The organism is Pseudomonas sp. 1 R 17 (genome assembly GCF_900067035.1).
Lineage (GTDB): Bacteria > Pseudomonadota > Gammaproteobacteria > Pseudomonadales > Pseudomonadaceae > Aquipseudomonas > Aquipseudomonas marginalis.
The window spans coordinates 1-1,670 of record NZ_FKLB01000001.1; the positions used below are offsets into that span (position 1 = coordinate 1).

The 1,670-nt window shown below is 61.3% G+C and carries 2 protein-coding genes; both read right to left on the bottom strand.

What is annotated here, in order from left to right; genetic code table 11:
- Positions 1 to 426 (bottom strand): response regulator (locus BFP99_RS00005; RefSeq protein WP_141690734.1); only part of this gene is annotated, 426 nt, incomplete at its 3' end.
- 49 nt (positions 427 to 475) lie between these two features.
- The coding region (locus tag BFP99_RS00010) for a chemotaxis protein CheA (RefSeq protein ID WP_141690735.1) at positions 476 to 1,670 on the bottom strand (1,195 nt) is incomplete at its 5' end.

Below are 1,670 nucleotides of genomic sequence, written 5' to 3' on the forward strand. Positions count from 1 at the left end.
GGCTGGCGCGCTGAACAGGCTGCGGCGGTTGCTGCGGGAAATACTGTGGACTTTCTCGCACAGCAGTTGCTTGACCTTCTCGGGGTTGCGCGAGATGTCTTCGAAATTCTTCGGCAGGAAGTCCACCGCCCCCGCATCCAGCGCGTCGAGGGTCACTCGGGCGCCTTCGTGGGTCAGCGAGGAGAACATCAATACCGGGGTCGGGCAGCGTTGCATGATGTGCCGGACTGCCGTGATGCCATCCATCATCGGCATCTCGTAGTCCATGGTGATCACGTCCGGCTTCAACGCAATGGCTTGATCAATCGCCTCTTTGCCGTTGGTGGCCGTGCCGACCACCTGGATGCTTGGATCGGCGGAAAGAATTTCCGAGACGCGGCGGCGGAAGAAACCCGAATCGTCCACCACCAGGACCTTGACTGCCATAAACACTCCGTTAGGTGGGGCGGGCAATACCGCCTATGCCCCACCAGAATCAAATACGCCGAGCGGCGTAACGCTTGAGCATGCTCGGAACATCGAGAATCAGCGCGATCCGACCGTCACCGGTGATGGTCGCACCCGACATGCCCGGGGTTCCCTGCAGCATTTTGCCCAAAGGCTTGATGACCACTTCTTCCTGGCCAACCAGTTGATCGACGACAAAGCCGATACGCTGGGTGCCCACGGAGAGAATCACCACATGGCCTTCGCGCTGCTCTTCATGGGCGGCCGATGCAACCAGCCAGCGCTTGAGGTAGAACAGGGGCAACGCCTTGTCCCGCACGATCACCACTTCCTGGCCGTCGACCACGTTGGTGCGCGACAGGTCGAGGTGGAAGATCTCGTTGACGTTGACCAGCGGGAAGGCGAACGCCTGGTTGCCCAGCATCACCATCAGGGTCGGCATGATCGCCAGGGTCAACGGCACCTTGATGACGATCTTGGAGCCCTGGCCCTTGGTCGAGTAGATGTTGATCGAGCCGTTGAGCTGGCTGATCTTGGTCTTCACCACGTCCATGCCCACGCCACGGCCCGACACGTCGGAAATCTCGGTCTTGGTCGAGAAGCCGGGGGCGAAGATCAGGTTGTAGCACTCGGTGTCGGTCAGGCGGTCGGCGGCGTCCTTGTCCATCACGCCACGCTTGACGGCGATACTGCGCAGGATATTCGGATCCATGCCCTTGCCGTCATCGGTGATCGACAGCAGGATGTGGTCGCCTTCCTGCTCCGCCGCCAGGATCACCTTGCCGCCACGGGACTTGCCTGAGGCTTCGCGTTCTTCAGGGGTTTCGACACCGTGGTCGACAGCGTTGCGCACCAAGTGGACCAGCGGGTCGGCCAGGGCCTCGACAAGGTTCTTGTCGAGGTCGGTTTCTTCACCCACCAGTTCCAGGTTGATCTCTTTCTTCAGTTGGCGCGCGAGGTCGCGAACCAGGCGCGGGAAGCGGCCGAAGACTTTCTTGATCGGCTGCATGCGCGTTTTCATCACCGCGGTCTGCAGGTCGGCGGTGACCACGTCGAGGTTCGACACGGCCTTCTGCATGGCTTCATCGCCACTGCTCAGGCCCAGGCGCACCAGGCGGTTACGCACCAGTACCAGCTCGCCGACCATGTTCATGATGTCGTCCAGCCGCGCGGTATCGACCCGTACGGTGGTTTCGGCTTCACTGGCCGGTTTTTCCGCGACC